The sequence below is a fragment of the Paractinoplanes abujensis genome, assembly GCF_014204895.1.
Taxonomy (GTDB): Bacteria; Actinomycetota; Actinomycetes; order Mycobacteriales; family Micromonosporaceae; genus Actinoplanes; species Actinoplanes abujensis.
In genome coordinates, this window is record NZ_JACHMF010000001.1 from 5,328,012 (window position 1) to 5,347,520 (window position 19,509).

The following is a 19,509-nucleotide window of genomic DNA, read 5'->3' on the forward strand; positions in this document are numbered from 1 at the left end:
CGCGCCTACCCCCGTGGGGGTAGCCGGACTTCCCGTCCTCGGGGGACGAAATTCGTCGATCTCGTCCCTAGCGTCTTTCGCATGATGAACGTGCTGGCAACGACGATGGTGGCGGCGACGCTGACGATCCCCGGCGGCGGCCCGGCCGCGACCCTGCAGCGGCAGGCCGACGAGCTGCGCCGGCAGGGCGCCCCGGCGGTGCTGCTGGAGGTCGACACCGACCGGCGGGACCTGCGGGTGCGCAGCGGTGACGTGCCGTGGCGGGCGCACTTCCGGATCGGCAGCTTCACCAAGACGTACGTGGCGGCGACGCTGCTGCAGCTGGTCGGCGAGGGCAAGCTGACCCTCGAGGACAAGGTCGACACGTGGCTGCCCGGCCTGGTGCGCGGCAACGGCAACGACGGGCGGCAGATCACCGTACGCCAGCTCCTGCAGCACACGAGCGGCCTGCCCGACTACCTGGCGGGCATGCCGTACCTGTTCGACCAGAGGCTTTTCGAGCAGCACCGTTATGAGGGGATCACCAGCCGCGAGGCCGTGCGGCTGGCCCTGACGTTCCCCCGCGAGTTCGCGCCCGGCACGAGCTGGAACTACTCGAACACCAACTACATGCTGGCCGGCCTGATCATCGAGAAGGTCACCGGCCACAGCTGGCGGACCGCGGTCCGCGACCGGATCGTGCGCCCGCTCGGCCTGACCGAGACCACCCTGCCCGGCAACGATCCGAACGTGCCGAACCCGCACGCGGTCGGTTACGAGCGTTTCCCCGGCCCGGACGCGACGCCGGAGGACCCCGACTACGGCGAGCCGATCGACGCGACCCGGCTCAACCCGACGTGGGGCGGCGCCGCGGGCGAGATCATCAGCACGGTCGACGACGGCAACACGTTCCTGCGTGCGCTGATGCGGGGCCGGGTGCTCAAGCCGGCCCAGCTGGCCGAGATGAAACGTACGGTGGCCGTCAGCGACGAGTTCCGGGCGAACTGGCCGGGCGCCCGCTACGGGCTCGGCCTGGTGTTCGTGCCCAACTCGTGCGGAGGTTCGTGGGCCCACGGCGGCGACATCCACGGCTTCAAGACCCGCAACGGCGTCAAGCCCGACGGTTCCCGCAGCGTCGTCGTCACCATCAACACCGACTCGCTCAAGCGCGACGCGGGCGTGCCCAAGCCGGCCCACGACGTCACACTCGACATCATCGACACAGCTCTCTGCAAGTAATCCGATCGGTGGGTCGCCCCGGCCGACCGGCCCTGCTTAGCCTGGCCCCATGCGGTTGCATGTCGCGGTACTCGACGACTACGACCTTCTCCGGGGAACGCTCGGCGCCGATCCGCGCCTGCGGATTCTCGGCCCCGGGGCGACCCGGTACGACGTACGCGTGCTCGACCCGCTCGGCGCGCGCCCGCCGGAACTCGTACGGGAAATGCTCGCCGACGATGTGCCCACAGTGGTCCGCACCGCCGGCGCGGACGCCCGGGCCGTCGTCGCCGCCTGGGCCGCCGGGGCCAACGACGTGGTCACCAAAGTGCTGGGCGCCTCCCACCTGGCCGACACCCTGTGCACCGCGGTGAGCCACCCCTTCCACCTGGGCGCCGGGCTGGCCGAGGCGATTGTCGAGGTGACCGGCCGGGCCGGGCCGGGGGTGGAGAGCCGGTTGGGCGAGGTGCTGGGTCAGGTGCGGCGCGGCCGCCGGCTCACCGCGGCGATGCAGCAGGCCGGGCTCACCCCCGCGGAGTACGAGGCGGAGATCCGGACCCTGCGCGACACCTTGCGCGGGGCCGGTCTTGACCTGCGACCGGCGCCACCGACCCCGCGGCAACGCGAGGCGCTCGTGCTCTACGCCGAAGGGCGCAGCCTGCCCGAGATCCAGCAGCAGCTCGGCGTCGGCCCGCGCACACTGGCCGAACTGCTGGGCCCGATCCCCGACCGGCTGCGCGCCGAACTGAGAGCCCTCAACCGCGCTCGGACTCCGGACCGGCCATGAGGGACCGAAGCCGCTCGGCGTCGGGCGAGGCCCACCAGACGAGATCGAGCGACCGGCCCCGCGTTCAGCTCCAGTTCTGCGGCGCCTGCTGGCGGGTGGTCACGTTGATGCGGTTGAAGAAGTTCGTCGTGGCGATCCACACCACGATCGCGGCCAGCTGCGTCTCGTCGAAGTGCTTGGCGGCGTCGTCCCAGACCGCGTCCGGCACCGCGTCCGGGGTGTCGGCCAGCCGGGTGGCGTGCTCGGAGAGGGCCAGCGCCGCCCGCTCGGCGTCGCTGAACCACGGCGTCTCGCGCCACACCGCCACGGTCATCAGCCGCTCGTCGGTCTCGCCGTTCTTGCGGGCGGCACGGGCGCCCGACTCGACGCAGGGCGCGCAACCGTTGATCTGGCTGCCCCGCAGGTGCACGAGTTCGAGGAGGGCCGGGTCGACGCCGGCCGAGTGGGCCGCCTTGTAGAGCAGGTTGATCGCCTTGATCGAGTCGGGCAGAAAGGAAGCGGGGTTGTCCATCCGAGCCTGCACGATTTTCTCCTTCAGTTCTCGCGGCGGCGTGGTCACATCCGCGCGTTCTCGTCCGTCGGGAGGGCGACGGACGACCCCGGCCCGATGTGACCGATGTGACGCAGGCCACAAATCAGGAGGCGACGATGACCGAGTACGAGCGTTTCGAGGCGAACCGGCCCCGGCTGCGCGCGGTGGCGTACCGGATGCTCGGCTCGGCGGCCGAGGCCGAGGACGCCGTGCAGGAGGCCTGGCTCCGCCTCGACCGGGCCGGCTCCGGGCACATCGACAACCTCGACGCCTGGCTCACCACAGTGGTCGGCCGGGTCTGCCTCGACATGCTGCGCTCCCGCAGTTCCCGCCGTGAGTCCTCGTTGCCCGAGACCGAACCCGCCCGCACCACCGGCCCCGAGGACGAGGCGGTGCGGGCCGACTCGGTCGGGCTGGCGCTGCTGGTCGTCCTGGAGACCTTGACCCCGGCCGAACGGCTCGCCTTCGTGCTGCACGACCTGTTCGCCGTGCCGTTCGAGGAGGTCGCCCCCATCGTCGGCCGCACACCCGACGCCGCCCGCCAACTCGCCAGCCGGGCCCGCCGCCGGGTCCGGGCCCAGCCCGGACCGCCCGAACGCCCGGCCGGGCGCGCCCTGGTCGACGCGTTCCTGACCGCCTCCCGCGACGGCGACTTCGAGACGCTGCTGAGCCTGCTCGACCCCGACGTCCGCCTGCGCATGGACGAACAGTTCCACAACCTGCCCACCGAACTACGCGGCGCCCGGACGGTGGCTCAGTTCTACGCGGGCCGCGCCCGGAACGCCTTCCCCGTGCTCGTCGACGGCGCACTGGGCATCCGCGTCGCCCCCGACGACGACACCCTGCTGGTCATCACCCTCACCGTCAGCGACGGCCGCATCACCGCGCTCGAAGCCATCACCAACCGGGACAGCCTGCGCGCGTTGGAGATCCTGCCCCTCTGAGCCGGCCGTCCGCGCCGAGCAACTGTTCGCCGCCGGCCCAGCGGAACGCCTCCACCGGCCACCGTGAAGGTCAAGACCCGGATGTCCCGGCGGGGTGGTGGGTGACGGACCGTCGCTCCCGCGGGGACCGGGGCGGCTTTCGCTGGCCGCTACGCGTCCAGAACGCGAAATCCACCCCGGCGACCTGAGTGAGTGGTGGCGCCCGAAAACGTCGGCCCCGGCCATCCGGCTCTGATCTCGGAGCACCGCGTGGTTCCGGGGCGGGAGACTCGGTGGACGGGCTCAGTCGTCGCCGGGGAAGAGCAGCATGTCGGCGACGAAGGTGGTGATGCGGTTCTCGTGGTCGCGGCCGATCCAGGTCGGGTAGGCGCCGTCGCCCCAGCCGCTGGACCAGGCGATCATGTCGCCCGCGCCGACCGACGCGAAGCGGGGGTTGCGGAGTTCGAGGGATTCCCATTCGCCGGCGAGGCGTTCGTGGTTGACGTCGTCGACGAAGCAGGCCATGCCCGCGTCGACACCGAAACCGAAGAACTCGCCGTAGCCCAGGTCGAGCAGGTCCTGCCCCTCGCGCAGGGCCAGCTCCCAGCGCACCGGCCGGCGGTCGCTGATGTCGAGGCGAGCGGCGGCGACCCGGCTGTGGTTCTCGTCGTCGGTGAACGTGGCCAGGCTGATCGTGACGGGGTAGGTGCCGGGCGACACCGTCATCACGAACGGCTCCTCGCCGTAGTCCAGGCTGGACGGGTCCGCGGCGATCAGGCGTCCGGACGGCAGGTTGAGTTTGCCCGCGGCGTGGGTCGAGATGCGCATGCGGCGCGGGCCCAGCGTCCGTTCGGCGCCGTCGCGGAAGAGCGTGTGCAGGGCGCGCGGCTGCAGCGGGCGGGGCGGGAACCAGGGCCGCTCGGCCGAGGTGCGCGACGGCAGGCCGGGGGCGGGGGCGCCGGTCACACGGTGGCGGTCGCCGGGGTCGCGGGGCAGCACGCAGACGTCGGAGAACGGCCGCACGCAGGCCTCGGCGTGCACCCGGGAGGCCCGGTCGAGCAGGGCGTTCCAGCGGCCGAAGGCGGGCAGCGGCAGCCGGGGCGGGGTGAAGCCGTCGTCGGTGAACGTGCTGCGGCCGCCTCGCCGCCCGGCCGGTTCGATGTCGTCGCTGCGGCGGCCGTTGATCTGCCACGCCGTGCGGTGGCGGGCCGCGGCGTCGTCGGCGGGGGCGGCCCAGGTGGCGGACTCGCGCAGGAACAGGTCACCCTCGGGAGCGCGGCGCAGCTCGTGGGCGGCGACGCGGTGACCGTCGGCGTCGTATCGAAGCACCGCGCAGTAACCCTCGGTCCACGAGATGTTGAGCACGGTGTGTAAACGGCCGCCGGCGAGCAGCACCACGGAGTACGGCTCGCCGGCGGAGTCGCGGGACTCGGCCTGATCCTGGGTCAGCGGGTTGACCAACCCGTTGTCCCAGCCCTCGCAGTACGCCGCCGCCAACGTCGTCTCCATGAGGCGCGATCTTATGCGCCGGGCGGGGGCATTTGCCGCCCCGCAACTGCGTGCAAGAGCGTGGCGAGAGCGAATCGAGAGTACGACGGTGCGTCAGCGCGACGCGAGCGTGCGACCCGCATGCGTCGCGGCTTCGTGCGCGGCCTTCTTCAGCAGGTCGGCGGTGTCGCGCAGCGACTCCATGGCCGGGTTGACGGCGGCCAGGGTCAGTTCGCGCTCGATCAGGGTGAGGTCGCCGCCCCAGATGTCCTCGACGACCCGGCGCAGGTACGCGGTGTTGTGGTCCCAGCCCTCGCGCGGGGTGCCCGGGCCGTAGCCGCCGCCGCGGGTGGTGAGCACGATGACCGGCTTGCCGTCGAGCAGCTTCTCGTCGGGCGTGGTGGCGCCGGCCATGACCAGGTCGATCCAGGCCTTGACGTGCTGCGAGACGCCGTAGTTGTAGAGCGGCAGGGCGAGGATCGCGGCCTCGGCGTCGCGCACCTCGGCGGCCAGCTGGTCGGCCAGGGCCGCGGCCTCGACCTGGGCCGGGGTGCGCTGGTCGGCCGGCGTGAACTTGGCGTGGATGGCGTTCGCCCAGGCGTCGGCGGGCAGGGGCGAGGCGCCGAGATGGCGGCGGACGAACGAGGCGCCGGGGCGCACGGCGGTCCACTCCGCCTCGGCCACGTCGGCCAGTTCGCTCGAGGCCGAGACGGGGCCCTGAATGCTCGAGTCGATGCGCAGAACGCTCATGATGCCTTCTCCCTAACGGGTTGAATGTTCAATAGGAACCATGACAGCTTCGGGTTGAACATTCAAGTGCGGCGAGGCGGTATTCTTCCGTCGTGAGCACCGACACGTCCGGCGAGCAGGTGGCCCAGGAGGCGCCCTGGCTCCACAGTGAGGAACGCGCGGCGTGGATGACGCTGGTGGCGATGGTGATGACCCTCCCGGCCGCCATCGAGGCCCAGCTCAAGCGCGACGCGGGCATCAACTTTTTCGAGTATTCGATCCTGTCGTCGCTGTCCCGGCCGCAGGAGCACGCGGTGCAGATGACCAACCTGGCGCACATCGCCGGCGGGTCGCTCTCCCGGCTGTCGCACGCGGTGAGCCGGCTCGAGAAGCAGGGCTATGTGAAACGTCGCACCAACGCCGCCGGTGAAGGGCGATGCATCGAGGCCGTGCTCACCCCGGAGGGCTACGACGCGCTCGTGGCGGCCGCGCCGGGACACGTACGGGAAGCTCGTCGCCTGGTCTTCGACAACTTGACCGCGACGCAGGTGCGTCAGTTGCAGCGCGTCGCCCAGGAGATCACCGCGGCGGCCGCCCCAGCCACGATGCGGCACATCGAGGAGCAGATCGTGGCGGCCGACCTGGCCGAGCAACAGATCGAAGCGGCCGAACGGGGCCGCCCGATTCCCGGCTGCTGAGGTTCAGCCGTCCAACCGGCTGCGGGCGCGGTCGACCAGGGTGGGCAGCAGCTCGGAACGCCACATCTCCAGGTGCACGCTGCCGTCGGACATGCCCGAGCCGCGGGCGAACTCCTCGCGGAACACCCAAGGCGCGGTCTCGGTGGCCAGGTCGCACTTGACCACCCGGTCGAAGGTCGCGATCAGCAGCCGTTCCACCTCGCCCACCGACGGAGGCAGGGCCAGACCGGTGAGCTGCTCACACATGGCGCGCCAGACCCACGGGTCGCCGCGCAGACCCCACCGTACGGGTTCGGGGTCGAAGAGATCGGTCACCAGCCTCACGTGACCAGCGTGGCACGGCCGCAGCGTCACCGCACCGCGAGGAATTCTCAGACGGTGATGGCGGGAACGGCTGCGGTCAGTGACCAGTCGTGCCCGATGTCGGCCGCCGTGCGCAGCAGCCGGGGCAGATGCTCCTCGAGCAGGGTTTCGAGCGACGTCTCGGCCGCGTGCACGGTCACGTTGATCGCCGCCACGACCCGCCCGTCCCCACCCCGTACGCCCGTGGCGATCGACCGGATGCCGGGCGCGAGGTCCTGGTCGGCCAGCGCCCACCCCTTGGCCCGCACCTCGCGCAGCGACGCGTCGAGCTCAGCGGGCTCGGGCTGCCAGCGCGCCGTGATGCCCGAGCGGGACGGCTCGGCCAGCACGCCCGGCAGCTCGTCCGGGGGCAGCGCGGCCAGCAGCACCTTGCCCATCGAGGTGGCCGGGGCCGGGAACCGGGTGCCGATCGTGACCGCCAGCGTGACGATCTTCGGTACGGCCACCCGGGCCACGTAGACGATGTCGCCCCCGTCGAGCTGGGCCATCGATGTCGACTCGTTGGTCAGCGCGACCAGCTTCTCCATGTGCGGCCGGGCCACGTCCCACATGTTCTGCGCGTTCACGTAGGCCATCCCGAGCTCGAGCACCCGCGGGGTGAGCGCGTACCCCCGGCCGTCGGCCCGCACGTAACCCAGCGCCTCCAGCGTGATCAGGATGCGCCGTACGGTGGGCCGGGCCAGCCCGGTGTGCCCGGCGATCTCGCTGAGCGTCATGGCCGGCGTGCCCGGACGGAAGGAGCGCAGGACGTCGAGGCCACGGGCCAGCGCCTCGATGAAGTCGGGTCCCGCGCCCCGTCCGATGTCCGTCATGGAACGGGACCCTACTTGGTGTACTGATACGGGTTGTGCAGGATCCGGGCCTCGGGGATGTCCGGGTTCATGCCCTGCCGCCAGGCGTCCTCCCCCAGCGTCGAGCGCAGGTGCTCGATCGTCGCGGTCACCTTGGCCCGGGCGGTGGCCAGGTCGGCGTCCACCAGCTTGCCGTCCCGCTTGACCGTGCGGCCGCCGACCACGACGGTGTGCACGTCGCCCCGCCCGGCTTGGAAAACCACATGCCCGTACGGGTTGAGCACCGGGAAGCCGGCCGGCGAGTCGTCGTTCTTGAGCAGCACGACGTCGGCCTGACGACCCGGGGTGAGCGCGCCGATCGACGAGTCCATCCCCAGCGCCTTGGCCCCGCCGCGGGTGGCCCAGTCGACGACCTGCTCGGCCCGCAGGTGGTGATGGGTGACCGTCTCCTGCCGGCCGTGCGCCTCGAGGTGCTCGCGGGCCCGGTCGGCGCTGAGTGTGCTGCGCATGGCCGAGAACAGGTCGCCGCTCCACCACACGCTGGTGTCCATCGACAGCGAGACCGGAATCCCGTGGCGGCGCAGCTGCCAGGTGGGCGGGTAGCCCTGGCCGGCGCTCTGCTCGCTCTCGGTCGACACCGACACCGAGCCGCCGGTGGCCGCGATCCGGTGGTAGGAGTCGCTGGAGAGGGTGGCCGCGTGCACGTAGACGTGGCCCGGGCTCATGAAGCCGCTGTCGTGCATGAGCCGGATGCCGTCGTCGTTGGTGGCGCCCCAGACGCCCGCGTGCGTGGTGACGGGCACGCCGAGTTCGCGCGCGACCTCGAAGGCGGCCTTCTCGGGGAAGGCGGGGTCACCGGTGACGTCGAAGGCCATCTGGAAGCCGGCCAGCTTGCCGCCGTCGATGCGGCGACGGTGGAAGTCCTGGAACTCGGGCGCCGTCGACCACTCCCACGGTCCCTGCTGGATGTTCCCGTACGCCAGCACGAACCGTCCGGGCACGGCCTCGAGCGCGTCGACCGCGGCGTCGGCGTGGTCGGCGCTCTGCAGGCCGTGCGACCAGTCGACGGTCGTGGTGACGCCGGAGTCGATCGCCTCCAGCGCGCCCAGCAGGTTGCCGGCGTAGATGTCCTCGGGGCGGAAGTGCTTGCCCGACTCGAGGTAGTACCAGACGAAGTACTGGGTCAGGGTCCAGTCGGCGCCGTAGCCCCGCATCGCGGTCTGCCACATGTGCCGGTGCGTGTCGACCATGCCGGGCATCAGGATGCCGCCGGAGGCGTCGATCTCCTCATGGCCGTCGGGCGCGGTCAGGCCCGGCCCGATTTCGGCGATCTTGTCGTCGACGATCAGCACGTCGGCGTTTTCGAGCACGGTGTGCGAGTCGTCCATGGTGAGAATCAGGCCGTTACGGAAGATCATCGCCCGTCCTTTCGCGGTTTAACGGACCGTTGTCCGCCCAGCGGGCAGCCCGAGTGGCGTCAGTGTGCGCCGGGTCACTTGCGCGGTCAATAGTTTGTTTCGGCCAGATCAACCAGTCGTTGACAGAGCGTGTGGCCGGAGGCAAGCTGTTCGAGCGGACGAGTGTCCGCAGGACGGGCGGTTTGCATGTCTGAGAAAGGCCCCCTGGCCGGCCTGGTGGTCGCCGACTTCTCCCGGATCCTCGCCGGGCCGTACGCGACGATGCTGCTGGCCGACCTCGGCGCGACGGTGATCAAGGTGGAGGGTCCGTCCGGCGACGACACCCGCACCTGGATGCCACCGGTGCGCGACGGCATCTCGACGTACTACCTGGGCATCAACCGCAACAAGCGGTCGATCGCGCTGGACCTCAAGAACGAGGCCGACCTGGCCGACGCCCGCGAGCTGGCCCACCGGGCCGACGTCATGATCGAGAACTTCCGGCCGGGCGGGCTCCGGCGGTTCGGCCTCGACTACGACACCGTGGCCGCGGCCAACGAGAAGATCGTGTACGCCAGCATCAGCGGCTTCGGCCCCGGCCAGGGCGCGAGCCTGCCCGGCTACGACCTGATGGTGCAGGCCATCTCGGGCCTGATGAGCCTGACCGGCGACCCCGAAGGCTCCCCGTACCGGGCCGGCATCTCGGTCTTCGACGTCATGGCCGGCATGCACGCCAACATCGGCATCCTGTCCGCCCTGCACCACCGCGCGGCCACCGGGCGCGGCCAGCACGTCGAGGTCAACCTGCTCAGTTCGGCGCTGTCCGGACTGGTCAACCACTCCAGCGGGTTCGTCGCCGGGGGCACCGTGCCGTTCCGCATGGGCAACGCGCACCCGAGCCTTTTCCCGTACGAGCCCCTGCCGACCGCCGACGGCGAACTGATCGTGATCGCGGGCAACGACGGGCAGTTCCGCAAGCTGTGCCAGGTGCTCGACCTGCCCGGCCTGCCCGACGACCCGCGGTTCGGGCGCAACCAGGACCGTACGGCGAATCGCGAGGCACTGCGCCCCCTGCTCGTCGAGCGGCTGGCCACCCGTACGAAGGACGAATGGTTCAAGGACCTGATCGCGGCGGGCGTTCCCTGCGCCCCGATCAACACCATCGACGGCGGCGTCGCGTTCGCCGAGGAGGTCGGGCTCGACCCCGTGGTCACCACCGGTGGCGTGCCCGGTATCCGCAACCCCATCACCTTCAGCGAGACCCGGCCCCGGTACGAGCTGCCGCCGCCCGGGCTGGACGAGCACGGCGAGGAGATCCGCAAGTGGCTGAGGAGCTGAGCTTCCCGACCGGTCTCGGCACGTCGACCCCCGAGACCATCTCGCTGCTGGGGCAGGACCTGGCGGCCGACCTGATGGGCAAGGTGGGCTTCGGCGAACTGGCGTTCTGGCTGGTCGCCGGGCGCCGCCCCACCGCCGGGGAGGTCCGCGTCTTCGAGGCCGTGCTGGTGGCGCTGGCCGACCACGGGTTCACGCCGACCGCGATCGCGGCCCGGCTCACCTACCTGTCGGCCCCCGACTCCCTGCAGGGCGCGATGGCGGCCGGGCTGCTCGGCGGCGGGTCGCGCTTCCTCGGCGTCACCGAGGACTGCGGGCAATTCCTGGCGCAGACCCTGATCGACGCCGGCACCGAGCGGGACTACGACTCGATCGCACTCGGCGCCGTCCGGAAGGCGAAGTCCTCGAAGCGCTTCATCCCGGGCCTGGGCCATCCTGTGCACAAGACGGAAGATCCGCGTACGCCCGTACTGATCCGGATCGCCGAGGAGGAGGGGCTGCGCGGGCCGCACCTGCGGTTGTTCGAGGCGATCGGCCGGGTGCATCCCGACGTGCTCGGCAAGCGGCTGCCGCTCAACGGGGCCGGGGTGTGTGGAGCGGCGCTGGCCGATCTGGGCCTGCCCACCGATCTGCTGCGGGGGTTCGCGCTCCTGGCCCGGGCGGCCGGATTGCTGGGGCAGATCGCCGAGGAGCGCCGCAACCCCATCGCGATGGACATCTATCGCACTGTCGACCGTAACGCCGTCTACGAGCCCCGGAAGGATTGAGGCATGGCCAGCATCGTCGCGGTCATCGCGTCCACCCACCACCCGTTCTACTACCGGGCCAGCACGGCCACCGGCGAGGACCGTCCCCCGTTCGCCGACGAGTGGACCCGCAAGATCCTGGCCTTCCGCGAGACGCTGACCAGGGCCAACCCGGACGTGCTGGTGATGGTCGGCTCCGACCACTTCCACCAGCTCTGGCTGGACAACATGCCGCAGTTCCTGGTGGGCAAGGCGCCCTTCTACGACGCCAACTGGTACAACGAGGAGCGCGAGTTCGGCCTGCCGCGCATGCTGCTCAAAGGCCAGGAGGACCTGTCGGCGCACATCCTGCGGGCCGGGCTGGACGACGGCTTCGACCTGGCGTTCAGCAACGAACTGCGGATCGACCACAGCATCACGTGCCCGATCATCACGCTGCGGCCCGAGGCCGACCTGCCGATCGTGCCGATCTACACCAACATCTTCGCGCCGCCGCTGCCCCAGCCCGCGCGCTTCGTCAAGCTGGGCGAGTCGATCCGGCGCATCGTCGAGAGCTGGCCGTCGCACCTGCGGGTGGCCGTCATCGGCACCGGGCACCTGTCGCTCGAGCTGGGCGGGCCCCGGCAGTTCGGCCCGCACGGGCCCGACCCCGAGTTCGACCGGCGCGCCGTCGAGTGGATCGCGACCGGCGACCTCGACAGCTGCCTGCGCGAGGTCACGCTGGACAGCCTGCACTCGCCGGGCAACGCCACCCACGGGTTCATGGACTTCATGCTGATGATGGGGGTGGCCGGCGCGGGCGCGAAAGCCGATCACGTCGACACCCTTGACCTGTTCCACACGATGGAGGCCTACTTCACCTGGTATCCGAACGGAGCGCCGGCATGAGCAAATATCTGCTCAACAAGTTCCTCTACACGGTCGATCGCGACCCCGAGCTGGTCGAGCGCTATCGCGACGAGCCCGGCGAGCTGGTCGCCTGGTGGGAGGACGAGCGGGCCAACACGGTGCTGAACTGCGTCACCGGCGAGTCGAGCACGTGGTTGCGCTTCACCGACGACGAGCGGGCGGCCCTGATCAGCCACGACCACGTCAAACTGTTCGAGCTGGGCGCCCATCCGTTCCTCACGCTGACGCTGTTCATCGCGATGTTCGAGCGCGACAACACCGAGCCGCTCCAATACCAGAAGGCGTTCGGGGCCCGGCTGGCCCACTTCGACATGCCCTACCCGGACATCGCCACATGATCCCGGCGGCCGTCCTGCGGGTCTGCGGGCAACCGCCGGCGATCGAGGAGCGGCGGCCGCCCCAGCCCCACGCGGGCGAGGTGCCGATCCGGGTCGCGGCGGCCCCGATCACCCCGCTCGACCTGCTCTGCGCGTCCGGCACCAGCTACTTCGGGCAACCCGCAACCCCGTACGTTCCCGGGGTGCAGGGAGTCGGGCATCGTGACGACGGCACCCCGGTGTGGTTCGCGACGTCGGCCGGCATGCGTCCGGGTGACGGCAGCATGGCCGCCGAGGTCGCCATCCCGTACGTGGACGTCGTGCCGCTCCCGCCCGGCGCGCCGCTGACCCTGATCGCCGCGCTCGGACTCTCGGCCGTGGCCGCGCACGCCGCGCTGACCCGCACCGGCGGCCTGACGCCGGGCGAAGTGGTCGTGGTGCTCGGCGCGGGCGGGGTCGTCGGCCAATCCGCGATCCAGCTGGCCCTGCTGGCCGGCGCGTCCCGGGTGATCGCGGTGTCCCGGTCGGCGGCCGCGCGGGAGCGGGCCCTGCAGCTGGGCGCCGCGGAGGCGGTGGCCTTGCGGGCCGACGACGACGCTGTTTCGCTGGCCGAACGTCTCCGGGCGGTGTCGGGGCTGGTCGACGTGGTGCTCGACCCGGTCTTCGGTGTGCCCGCCGCGGCCGCCCTGCGCGTGCTGCGACCCGGTGGCCGCCTGGTCAACCTGGGCAGCTCGGCCGGCGCCACCGCCCCGCTCGACTCGGCCACCCTGCGCAGCGGCTCGCTCAAGATTTTGGGCTACACCAACAACGGCCTGCCGGTCGGCGAACGGGCCGACTCGCTGGGCGTGGTGGCCGGACACGCCACGGCCGGGCGCCTCACGGTCGCCCACGAGGTGGTGCCGTTCGACGAGGTGACCTCGGCGTGGTCGCGTCAGGGGGCCGGGCGGACAGTGCTGTCCTTCAGTGCTCCTTCTTGATCACGAAGTAGGAACCACGGATGGTGCCGGCCAGCTTCGACTTCTGCCGGGCGAACTTGAACGAGCCCAGCTCCTCCGGCACCTCCATGCCGTCGGACAGCTTGAACCCGACCGCCCGCTTCCCACCCTCGGCCACGGCGTACATCACGTTGACCGACAGCCCGCTCTCGTAGAACACGTACGCCATCCGCGTGTCGTCCACCTCGAACGCGGTCGCCTCCAGCGGCTTGGACGCGATGACCAGGCCCCGCTCCTCCTCGAGGATCCGGCTCACCCAGTCGACAGTCGCCGCGGCCTGCTCGGCGGGCTCGACCGTGAACACGTGGTCGAACTTGTTCTTGAAGTACCGGGCCTCGTTGGCTCGCAGCCCGGCCAGCGCCTCCGCAACCGGCGACGACTCCAGCCCGACAGTCGAAACGGTGGCGAAATCCACGACGTAAGCCATGACGGGTTCCTCCGCGTGCATGCCGTCCCCCTGCTGGGAACGCCTCTACTCTCCTGACGGATTCTGCGCGCAAGGTGTGACCGCAGTCCCGGATTCACCACCGCATCACGCCCACCCGGCCGGACCGCCTCAGCAGGACCGGCTTTGTTCGCCCCGCGAAGGCCCGCCGAACTCGGCCCGCACGCGATCGATATGCCGAGAGCTGGGCAGCAGCCCGTCCACGCTCGGCCTGTCCCGCAACATCACTATGGGTGTCAGCACGGTCAACGCGGCAAGAGCCATCGTTGCCAGCAGCACCACCGGACCGGCGAGGAGAGTGATCCCGCCGTCGGCGCCTGTGAGCAAGGCGGTCAACGCCATAGCTTCGCCCGTCAAGAAAAGCGAAGCGGCGCCCTGCACCGCCCGATAGAGCCGAGCCTGCCGACGACATTCGACGGCCCACCGAAGGGTCGCCACCCCCAGCTTCTTGTCCTCGCTGTAGGAGAGCGTCGGCATATCGATTAGATGGTGCTGATACAAGGCTTCCTGACGTTGCCTCGTTGCGCCGCGGAGCCGAGCGGTCTGCTGCCGCCAAATGCCTGGCAGAACGACCAAGAGGGCAATGGCGAAGGCGGCGAGAAGCTGGGCAGTGGTGGTGTAGAAATCCTCGCTCTCCACCACGGCAGCGTGGCACAGGACGGCAAACTGATCATTGCCGCTGACGCTGAGCCGAGTCAGCTGCTTGGGGGGCGACGGCACTGTACCCCCGCCACCCCACTACGCCACTCCGTCTCTTCTAGTGGCCGTTGAAAGCGTCCCGCATCCGGCTGAAGAACCCGCCCTGCTTGCTCAGCTCGGCCACGTCCTCGCCGCGGGTCTTGGCGAAGTCGCGCAGCATGCGTTCCTGGTCGCCGGTGAGCTTGGTCGGCGTCTTGACGTCGAGGTGCACGAAGAGGTCGCCGCGGCCCTGGCCCCGCAGGTGGGGCACGCCCTTGCCGCGGATGCGCAGCGTGGAGGCGGGCTGGGTGCCGGCCTTGACCTCGATGCCCTCCTCGCTGTCGAGCGTCTTGATCGTCAGGCGGGTGCCGAGCGCGGCCGCGGTCATCGGGAGCGTGACCCGGCAGTGCAGGTCGTCGCCCTTGCGCGAGTAGACGTCGTGCGGACGCTCGTGGATCTCGACGTAGAGGTCGCCGGGGGTGCCGCCGCCGGGGCCGACCTCGCCCTGCTGGGCCAGGCGGATGCGCATGCCGTCCTCGACGCCGGCCGGGATCTTGACGGTGAGCGAGCGGCGGGTGCGTACGCGGCCGTCGCCGGCGCAGGTCGGGCACGGGTGCGGGATGACCGTGCCGTGACCCTGGCAGGTCGCGCACGGGCGGGACGAGACGACCTGACCCAGGAACGTGCGCTGCACGCTCTGCACCTCGCCCCGGCCGCCGCACGTGTCGCAGGTGGCCAGGTGGGTGCCGGGGGCCGTGCCGGCGCCGGAGCACTGGGTGCACAGCACCGCGGTGTCGACGGTGATCGGGGCTTCGACGCCGAACGCGGTCTCGACCAGGTCGAGCTCGAGTCGCAGGATCGCGTCGGCGCCGGGACGGGTGCGCGGGCGCGGGCCGCGGGCGTTGCCGCCGGCCGCCGTGCCGAAGAACGCGTCCATGATGTCCTGGAAGCCGACGAACGGGCCGCCCGCGCCGCCGGGGCCGGGACCCCCGCCGCCCGGGGCGAGCGGGTCGCCGCCGAGGTCGACCATCTGACGCTTCTGGTCGTCCGAGAGCACCTCGTACGCCGCGTTGATGTCTTTGAACTTCTCGTGCGCTTCCGGATCGGGGTTGACGTCCGGGTGGTATTGCCGAGCCAGTTTGCGGTAGGCGCGCTTGATCTCGTCGTCGGTGGCTTCCCGGCTCACACCGAGAATGCCGTAGTAGTCCTTGGCCACGGGCTCCGCAATCCTCGTCAGTTCTGGGCTAGAAGGTCGCCCACGTAGCGGGCCACCGCGCGCACGGTCGCGATGGTGCCGGGGTAATCCATCCGGGTGGGACCGAGCACGCCGAGCCCCCCGACGATCGTCGCGCCGGGGCCATAGCCTGTGCTGACCACGGACGCCGACCGCAGGTTGTCGATCTGGTTCTCGTCGCCGATCCGGACCCGGGTGGTGCTCGGTTCCAGATCGCCGATGAGCTTGAGCAGGATGACCTCTTCCTCGAGGGCTTCGAGGACGGGGCGCAGCGTGCCCTGGAAGTCCAGCACGCCCCCACGTGTCAGATTAGCCGTGCCCGCCAAGGCGAGGCGTTCCTCACTGCGCTCGACGAGTGTCTCGAGCAACACCGAGGCCAGACAGGCCATGGTGCCGCGGCTGTCGGGGCTGCAGTCGTCGACCAAACCTTGCACGAGCGGCGGCGTGTCGGCCAGCTTCTGCCCGGCCAGTTTTTCGTTGACCCGGCGGCGCAGATCGGTCACGTCGTCGGCCGGCACGGGCGCGGGCAGCTCGACCAGGCGCTGCTCGACGCGGCCGGTGTCGGCGATCATCACCAGCATGAGCCGCGTCGTCGAGATCGGCACCAGCTCGAGGTGGCGCACCGACGAACGGGCCAGCGACGGATATTGCACCACGGCGACCTGGCGGGTCAGCTGGGCCAGGAGGCGCACCGTGCGATGCACCACGTCGTCGAGGTCGACCGCGCCGATCAGGAAGCGCTCGATGGCCCGCCGCTCGGCCGGGCTGAGCGCCTTGACCTTGGAGAGCCGGTCGACGAACAGCCGATAGCCGGCGTCGGTGGGCACCCGGCCGGCGCTGGTGTGCGGCTGCCGGATGTAACCCTCCTCCTCCAGCACGGCCATGTCGTTGCGCACGGTGGCCGGGGAGACGCCGAGCTGATGCCGCTCGACCAGGGATTTCGAGCCGACGGGCTCCTGCGTCTCGACGTAGTCCTCGACGATGGCCCGCAGCACCTCGAGCTTGCGGTCATCCAGACTCACAATGACCCCTCCCCCTTGGCACTCACGCGGACAGAGTGCCAGTCTACGTCGCCGCCGACGGGAGCGCGATGATCGAGCGCAGTGTCTATTCGCCGACTCGATCAGCATGTCGCTCTCGACCGCGTTGAACTGCGGCTCTACGGTGTCAGCCATGACTGAACCACCTCGCCCGCCCGGTGAAGGTAATCCGTACGACCCGACCACGCCGTTCAACCCATATGCGGCTAACGACCCGGTCTCCGGTTCGTCACCGCCTCCGCCGCCTCCGTACGGCGCGCCGCCGCCGTCCTCGGGTGGCCCTTATGGTGCGCCTCCGCCGACGTCGGGTGGGCCGTACGGTGCGCCTTACGGTGCGCCGCCGCCCTCGTCGGGTGGTCCCGGCTACGGTGGCCCGCCCCCGCAGTACGGCTATCAGCAGTCGCCCGGCGGCTACGGCCCCGGTCAGACCCAGGACGACAAGACCTGGATCATGATCGCCCACTTCGGCGGCGCGCTCGGCGCCCTCGTCGGCGGCGGCCTGTCCGGCTGGATCGTGCCGCTGATCGCCATGCTGGCCAAGGGCAACCAGTCCCCGGCCGTGCGGGCCGAGGCGGTCAAGGCGCTCAACTTCCAGATCGTGTGGTCGGTCGTCACGCTGATCGGGTGGGCCACCGCCTGCGCCGTCATCGGCTTCGTGATCATCCCGATCGCCGCGCTGATCGCCATCATCTTCGGTGTGATCGCCGGCGTGAAGGCCAGCAACAACGAGCCGTACAACTACCCGCTCAGCATCAACCTGATCAAGTAGGGCCGGTCCGCGCCGGGAACGGGGCCCGGCGCGTCACACCACGTCCCTGATCACCGCATCGGCCAGCAACCGGCCCCGCAGCGTCAGGATCAACTGCCCTTCCTCGTACGCGGCCGGGTCGAGCAGCCCGTTGGCCAGCGCCTGCTTGGCGCCGACGGCGTCGACCCGGTCCAGCCCGATGCCCTCACGCAGCCGCACCCGCAACATCACGTCCTCGACGTGCCTGTCCTCGTCCGTCAGCAGCTCACGCCCGTGGCCCGGCGAGAGACCTTCCGAGAGCCTTCCCGCGTACGCCGCCGGATGCTTGACGTTCCACCAGCGCACACCGCCGACGTGGCTGTGCGCCCCCGGCCCCAGCCCCCACCAGTCGGCACCGGTCCAGTAGAGCAGGTTGTGCCGGCACCGTGCGGCGTCGCTCGTGGCCCAGTTGGAAACCTCGTACCACTGGAACCCGGCCGCGCTCAGGGCAGCCTCGGCGGCCAGGTAACGATCGGCCGCCACGTCGTCCGACGGGTACGGAATCTCGCCGCGCCGCATCCGGGCCGCCATCCGCGTGCCGTCCTCGACGATCAGCGCGTACGCGCTCACATGGTCGGCCCCGGAATCGACCACGGCCTGCAGGGAAGCGGCGAAGTCGTCAGCGGTCTCCCCCGGCGTGCCGTAGATCAGATCCAGGTTGACGTGCTCGAACCCGGCCTCCCGGGCCTCCACCGCAGCCTGCGGCGCCCGCCCGGCGGTGTGCTGACGATCCAGAATCCGCAACACCCCGGGCGCGGCGGACTGCATGCCCAGGGAGATCCGGTTGAAGCCGTGCCCTCGCAGCCGCCGCAGATACTCGGGGTTCACCGACTCGGGGTTGGCCTCCGTGGTCACCTCGGCGTCGCTCGCCAGTCCCCACGTCTTGTCGATGCCCTCAAGAATCCGCCCGAGATCATCCGCCCCCAGCAGCGTCGGCGTCCCCCCACCGAAGAACACGGTGTCGACAACCCCACCACCAGCACGCCCGCCCGGCCCCGCCGCGTCCCAGCGCCTGCCCGAATTTCCCGGACTTATCACGTTCCGGGCGAGCTCGAGCTCCTGCAGCACGGTGTCCGCGTACGTCTCGCGCGAAACGCCGCCGCCCAGCTCGGTCGCGGTATACGTGTTGAAGTCGCAGTACCCGCACCGACTGGCGCAGAACGGCACGTGGACGTAAACGGCAAATCCGTTTCTTCCGACCTGAGCCGTCGCCGAGTCGGGCAGGGACCCGTCCTGCGGTACGGGTTCACCATCGGGAAGTGCGCCGGCCATCCTCCAAGTGTGCATGCTCCCCGTTAGGGTTCCGCCATGGCTCTGGTCCGTACCGTCACCGACGCCGGGGTGACCACCATGACCCTGGACTCCCCCGCGAACCGCAACGCCCTGTCCACCCCCCTGATGCGTGAGCTGCTCGACGCGCTGAGTGAGGCGGTCACCGACACGTCCGTACGGGCAGTCGTGCTCACCCATACGGGAAAGGTTTTCTGCTCGGGCGCCGACCTCAAAGAGACCGCCGAGGCCCGCGAGAACGGCCGCGTGCCGGCCGAGATGATCGCCGACGTGCTGGCCGCGCTGTGGGAGTTCCCCAAGCCCGTCGTCGCGCGCGTCGCCGGCCCGGCCCGTGCGGGTGGTCTCGGCCTGATCGCGGCGGCCGACATCGCCGTCTGCGCCCGTGAGGCCACGTTCGCCTTCTCCGAGGTGCGCCTGGGCGTGATCCCGGCCGTGATCAGCGCCACCGTGCTGCCCCGGCTGTCTCCCCGCGCGGCGGCCGAGCTCTACCTGACCGGCGACGTCTTCGACGGCTCCCGGGCGGCCGAGGCCGGGCTGGTCACCGCGGCCGTCGCGGCCGGCGACTTGGACGACACCGTTCGCCGCTACTGCGACAGTCTCGTGCTGGGCGGCCCGCTCGCCCTGGCGGGGGCCAAACAACTGCTTCGCCGTACGCCGATCCGCGCCGAACTGGCCGAGCTGGCCGCACGCTCGGCGGGCTACTTCAAGTCGGCCGAGGGGCGCGAGGGCGTGGCCGCGCTGCGCGAGAAGAGGCCGGCCAGCTGGGTTCCCGCCGCTCCCGGATCCGGCGGGTGACGCAGATCGGGTGACTTCGTTGACTACTCTTGT

At 70.8% G+C, this 19,509-nt stretch carries 22 protein-coding genes; 11 read left to right on the forward strand and 11 right to left on the reverse strand.

What is annotated here, in order from left to right:
* Positions 1–81: 81 nt before the first annotated feature.
* Positions 82–1,218 carry a serine hydrolase domain-containing protein gene (locus BKA14_RS24185; protein ID WP_184953158.1) on the forward strand — a complete coding sequence of 379 codons (1,137 nt, stop codon included), beginning with the start codon at positions 82–84 and terminating at the stop codon, positions 1,216–1,218.
* Positions 1,219–1,267: 49 nt separating this feature from the next.
* Positions 1,268–1,984, forward strand: a complete 717-nt coding sequence (locus BKA14_RS24190; protein WP_184953159.1) for a helix-turn-helix domain-containing protein — start codon at positions 1,268–1,270, stop codon at positions 1,982–1,984.
* A 64-nt stretch (positions 1,985–2,048) separates the two neighbouring features.
* On the opposite strand, the gene BKA14_RS24195 is transcribed toward BKA14_RS24190, so the two are convergent.
* Positions 2,049–2,495 (reverse strand): carboxymuconolactone decarboxylase family protein, encoded by a 447-nt coding sequence (locus tag BKA14_RS24195; RefSeq protein WP_203722216.1) that lies wholly within the window; start codon positions 2,493–2,495, stop codon positions 2,049–2,051.
* Between the two features lie 137 nt (positions 2,496–2,632).
* On the opposite strand from BKA14_RS24195, the gene BKA14_RS24200 reads away from it, so the two are divergent.
* Positions 2,633–3,460, forward strand: coding sequence for a sigma-70 family RNA polymerase sigma factor (locus BKA14_RS24200; RefSeq protein ID WP_184953161.1), 828 nt, complete (start codon positions 2,633–2,635; stop codon positions 3,458–3,460).
* Positions 3,461–3,742: 282 nt separating this feature from the next.
* Here the strand turns inward: BKA14_RS24200 and BKA14_RS24205 are convergent, their stop codons facing one another.
* Positions 3,743–4,948, reverse strand: coding sequence for a DUF4241 domain-containing protein (locus tag BKA14_RS24205; RefSeq protein WP_184953162.1), 1,206 nt, complete (start codon positions 4,946–4,948; stop codon positions 3,743–3,745).
* A 93-nt stretch (positions 4,949–5,041) separates the two neighbouring features.
* The gene (locus BKA14_RS24210) at positions 5,042–5,677 is read right to left on the reverse strand and encodes an FMN-dependent NADH-azoreductase (protein WP_184953163.1); all 636 of its coding nucleotides are present in this window, start codon (positions 5,675–5,677) and stop codon (positions 5,042–5,044) included.
* 92 nt (positions 5,678–5,769) lie between these two features.
* Between BKA14_RS24210 and BKA14_RS24215 the strand changes: the two genes are divergently transcribed.
* Positions 5,770–6,354, forward strand: a complete 585-nt coding sequence (locus BKA14_RS24215) for a MarR family winged helix-turn-helix transcriptional regulator (RefSeq protein WP_184953164.1) — start codon at positions 5,770–5,772, stop codon at positions 6,352–6,354.
* A gap of 3 nt (positions 6,355–6,357) precedes the next feature.
* On the opposite strand, the gene BKA14_RS24220 is transcribed toward BKA14_RS24215, so the two are convergent.
* The 3 genes from BKA14_RS24220 to BKA14_RS24230 are packed head-to-tail and all read right to left on the reverse strand — an operon-like array spanning position 6,358 to position 8,926.
* Positions 6,358–6,678 (reverse strand): hypothetical protein, encoded by a 321-nt coding sequence (locus BKA14_RS24220; protein WP_184953165.1) that lies wholly within the window; start codon positions 6,676–6,678, stop codon positions 6,358–6,360.
* A gap of 47 nt (positions 6,679–6,725) precedes the next feature.
* Positions 6,726–7,529, reverse strand: coding sequence for an IclR family transcriptional regulator domain-containing protein (locus tag BKA14_RS24225; protein WP_184953166.1), 804 nt, complete (start codon positions 7,527–7,529; stop codon positions 6,726–6,728).
* 11 nt (positions 7,530–7,540) lie between these two features.
* Positions 7,541–8,926, reverse strand: coding sequence for an amidohydrolase family protein (locus tag BKA14_RS24230; RefSeq protein WP_184953167.1), 1,386 nt, complete (start codon positions 8,924–8,926; stop codon positions 7,541–7,543).
* A gap of 186 nt (positions 8,927–9,112) precedes the next feature.
* Between BKA14_RS24230 and BKA14_RS24235 the strand changes: the two genes are divergently transcribed.
* Genes BKA14_RS24235 through BKA14_RS24255 form a run of 5 tightly spaced genes read left to right on the forward strand, consistent with a single transcriptional unit; the run spans position 9,113 to position 13,189 of the window.
* Positions 9,113–10,243 carry a CaiB/BaiF CoA transferase family protein gene (locus tag BKA14_RS24235; protein WP_184953168.1) on the forward strand — a complete coding sequence of 377 codons (1,131 nt, stop codon included), beginning with the start codon at positions 9,113–9,115 and terminating at the stop codon, positions 10,241–10,243.
* Positions 10,228–11,007 (forward strand): citryl-CoA lyase, encoded by a 780-nt coding sequence (locus BKA14_RS24240; RefSeq protein ID WP_184953169.1) that lies wholly within the window; start codon positions 10,228–10,230, stop codon positions 11,005–11,007. Before BKA14_RS24235 ends, BKA14_RS24240 begins: the two co-directional genes overlap by 16 nt.
* A 3-nt stretch (positions 11,008–11,010) precedes the next feature.
* On the forward strand, positions 11,011–11,874 hold the full coding sequence (locus tag BKA14_RS24245) for a DODA-type extradiol aromatic ring-opening family dioxygenase (RefSeq protein WP_184953170.1): 864 nt from the start codon (positions 11,011–11,013) through the stop codon (positions 11,872–11,874).
* Positions 11,871–12,233, forward strand: a complete 363-nt coding sequence (locus tag BKA14_RS24250; protein WP_184953171.1) for a hypothetical protein — start codon at positions 11,871–11,873, stop codon at positions 12,231–12,233. The genes BKA14_RS24245 and BKA14_RS24250 overlap by 4 nt, the downstream gene beginning before the upstream one ends.
* Positions 12,230–13,189, forward strand: coding sequence for a quinone oxidoreductase family protein (locus BKA14_RS24255; protein WP_184953172.1), 960 nt, complete (start codon positions 12,230–12,232; stop codon positions 13,187–13,189). The genes BKA14_RS24250 and BKA14_RS24255 overlap by 4 nt, the downstream gene beginning before the upstream one ends.
* Here the strand turns inward: BKA14_RS24255 and BKA14_RS24260 are convergent.
* The 4 genes from BKA14_RS24260 to hrcA all read right to left on the reverse strand — a co-directional run bounded on the left by BKA14_RS24260 (position 13,173) and on the right by hrcA (position 16,586).
* Positions 13,173–13,634, reverse strand: coding sequence for a DUF8821 family protein (locus BKA14_RS24260; RefSeq protein WP_184953173.1), 462 nt, complete (start codon positions 13,632–13,634; stop codon positions 13,173–13,175). The two genes, BKA14_RS24255 and BKA14_RS24260, sit on opposite strands and share 17 nt — an antisense overlap.
* A 129-nt stretch (positions 13,635–13,763) precedes the next feature.
* The gene (locus tag BKA14_RS24265) at positions 13,764–14,291 is read right to left on the reverse strand and encodes a hypothetical protein (RefSeq protein ID WP_184953174.1); all 528 of its coding nucleotides are present in this window, start codon (positions 14,289–14,291) and stop codon (positions 13,764–13,766) included.
* A gap of 118 nt (positions 14,292–14,409) precedes the next feature.
* A complete protein-coding gene (gene dnaJ / locus BKA14_RS24270; protein WP_184953175.1) occupies positions 14,410–15,546 on the reverse strand; it encodes a molecular chaperone DnaJ in 1,137 nt (378 codons plus the stop codon).
* 17 nt (positions 15,547–15,563) lie between these two features.
* Positions 15,564–16,586, reverse strand: a complete 1,023-nt coding sequence (hrcA, locus tag BKA14_RS24275; protein WP_184953176.1) for a heat-inducible transcriptional repressor HrcA — start codon at positions 16,584–16,586, stop codon at positions 15,564–15,566.
* Between the two features lie 151 nt (positions 16,587–16,737).
* Between hrcA and BKA14_RS24280 the strand changes: the two genes are divergently transcribed.
* Positions 16,738–17,373, forward strand: coding sequence for a DUF4870 domain-containing protein (locus BKA14_RS24280; RefSeq protein WP_184953177.1), 636 nt, complete (start codon positions 16,738–16,740; stop codon positions 17,371–17,373).
* Positions 17,374–17,406: 33 nt separating this feature from the next.
* Here BKA14_RS24280 and hemW read toward each other — a convergent pair whose 3' ends face one another.
* Positions 17,407–18,663, reverse strand: coding sequence for a radical SAM family heme chaperone HemW (hemW, locus tag BKA14_RS24285; RefSeq protein WP_184953178.1), 1,257 nt, complete (start codon positions 18,661–18,663; stop codon positions 17,407–17,409).
* 36 nt (positions 18,664–18,699) lie between these two features.
* Here hemW and BKA14_RS24290 point away from each other — a divergent pair, with 36 nt between their 5' ends.
* Positions 18,700–19,476, forward strand: coding sequence for an enoyl-CoA hydratase-related protein (locus BKA14_RS24290; protein ID WP_184953179.1), 777 nt, complete (start codon positions 18,700–18,702; stop codon positions 19,474–19,476).
* Positions 19,477–19,509: the final 33 nt, after the last annotated feature.

Bases quoted from the DNA above. Each gene is read 5' to 3' on its own strand.
- hemW (WP_184953178.1), bottom strand. From the start codon at position 18,663: ATGGCCGGCGCACTTCCCGATGGTGAACCCGTACCGCAGGACGGGTCC.
- BKA14_RS24210 (WP_184953163.1), bottom strand. From the start codon at position 5,677: ATGAGCGTTCTGCGCATCGACTCGAGCATTCAGGGCCCCGTCTCGGCC.
- BKA14_RS24235 (WP_184953168.1), top strand. From the start codon at position 9,113: ATGTCTGAGAAAGGCCCCCTGGCCGGCCTGGTGGTCGCCGACTTCTCC.
- BKA14_RS24245 (WP_184953170.1), top strand. From the start codon at position 11,011: ATGGCCAGCATCGTCGCGGTCATCGCGTCCACCCACCACCCGTTCTAC.
- BKA14_RS24190 (WP_184953159.1), top strand. From the start codon at position 1,268: ATGCGGTTGCATGTCGCGGTACTCGACGACTACGACCTTCTCCGGGGA.
- BKA14_RS24260 (WP_184953173.1), bottom strand. From the start codon at position 13,634: ATGGCTTACGTCGTGGATTTCGCCACCGTTTCGACTGTCGGGCTGGAG.
- BKA14_RS24290 (WP_184953179.1), top strand. From the start codon at position 18,700: ATGGCTCTGGTCCGTACCGTCACCGACGCCGGGGTGACCACCATGACC.
- BKA14_RS24225 (WP_184953166.1), bottom strand. From the start codon at position 7,529: ATGACGGACATCGGACGGGGCGCGGGACCCGACTTCATCGAGGCGCTG.
- BKA14_RS24250 (WP_184953171.1), top strand. From the start codon at position 11,871: ATGAGCAAATATCTGCTCAACAAGTTCCTCTACACGGTCGATCGCGAC.
- BKA14_RS24185 (WP_184953158.1), top strand. From the start codon at position 82: ATGATGAACGTGCTGGCAACGACGATGGTGGCGGCGACGCTGACGATC.
- BKA14_RS24255 (WP_184953172.1), top strand. From the start codon at position 12,230: ATGATCCCGGCGGCCGTCCTGCGGGTCTGCGGGCAACCGCCGGCGATC.
- BKA14_RS24230 (WP_184953167.1), bottom strand. From the start codon at position 8,926: ATGATCTTCCGTAACGGCCTGATTCTCACCATGGACGACTCGCACACC.
- BKA14_RS24205 (WP_184953162.1), bottom strand. From the start codon at position 4,948: ATGGAGACGACGTTGGCGGCGGCGTACTGCGAGGGCTGGGACAACGGG.
- BKA14_RS24280 (WP_184953177.1), top strand. From the start codon at position 16,738: ATGACTGAACCACCTCGCCCGCCCGGTGAAGGTAATCCGTACGACCCG.
- BKA14_RS24195 (WP_203722216.1), bottom strand. From the start codon at position 2,495: ATGGACAACCCCGCTTCCTTTCTGCCCGACTCGATCAAGGCGATCAAC.
- BKA14_RS24200 (WP_184953161.1), top strand. From the start codon at position 2,633: ATGACCGAGTACGAGCGTTTCGAGGCGAACCGGCCCCGGCTGCGCGCG.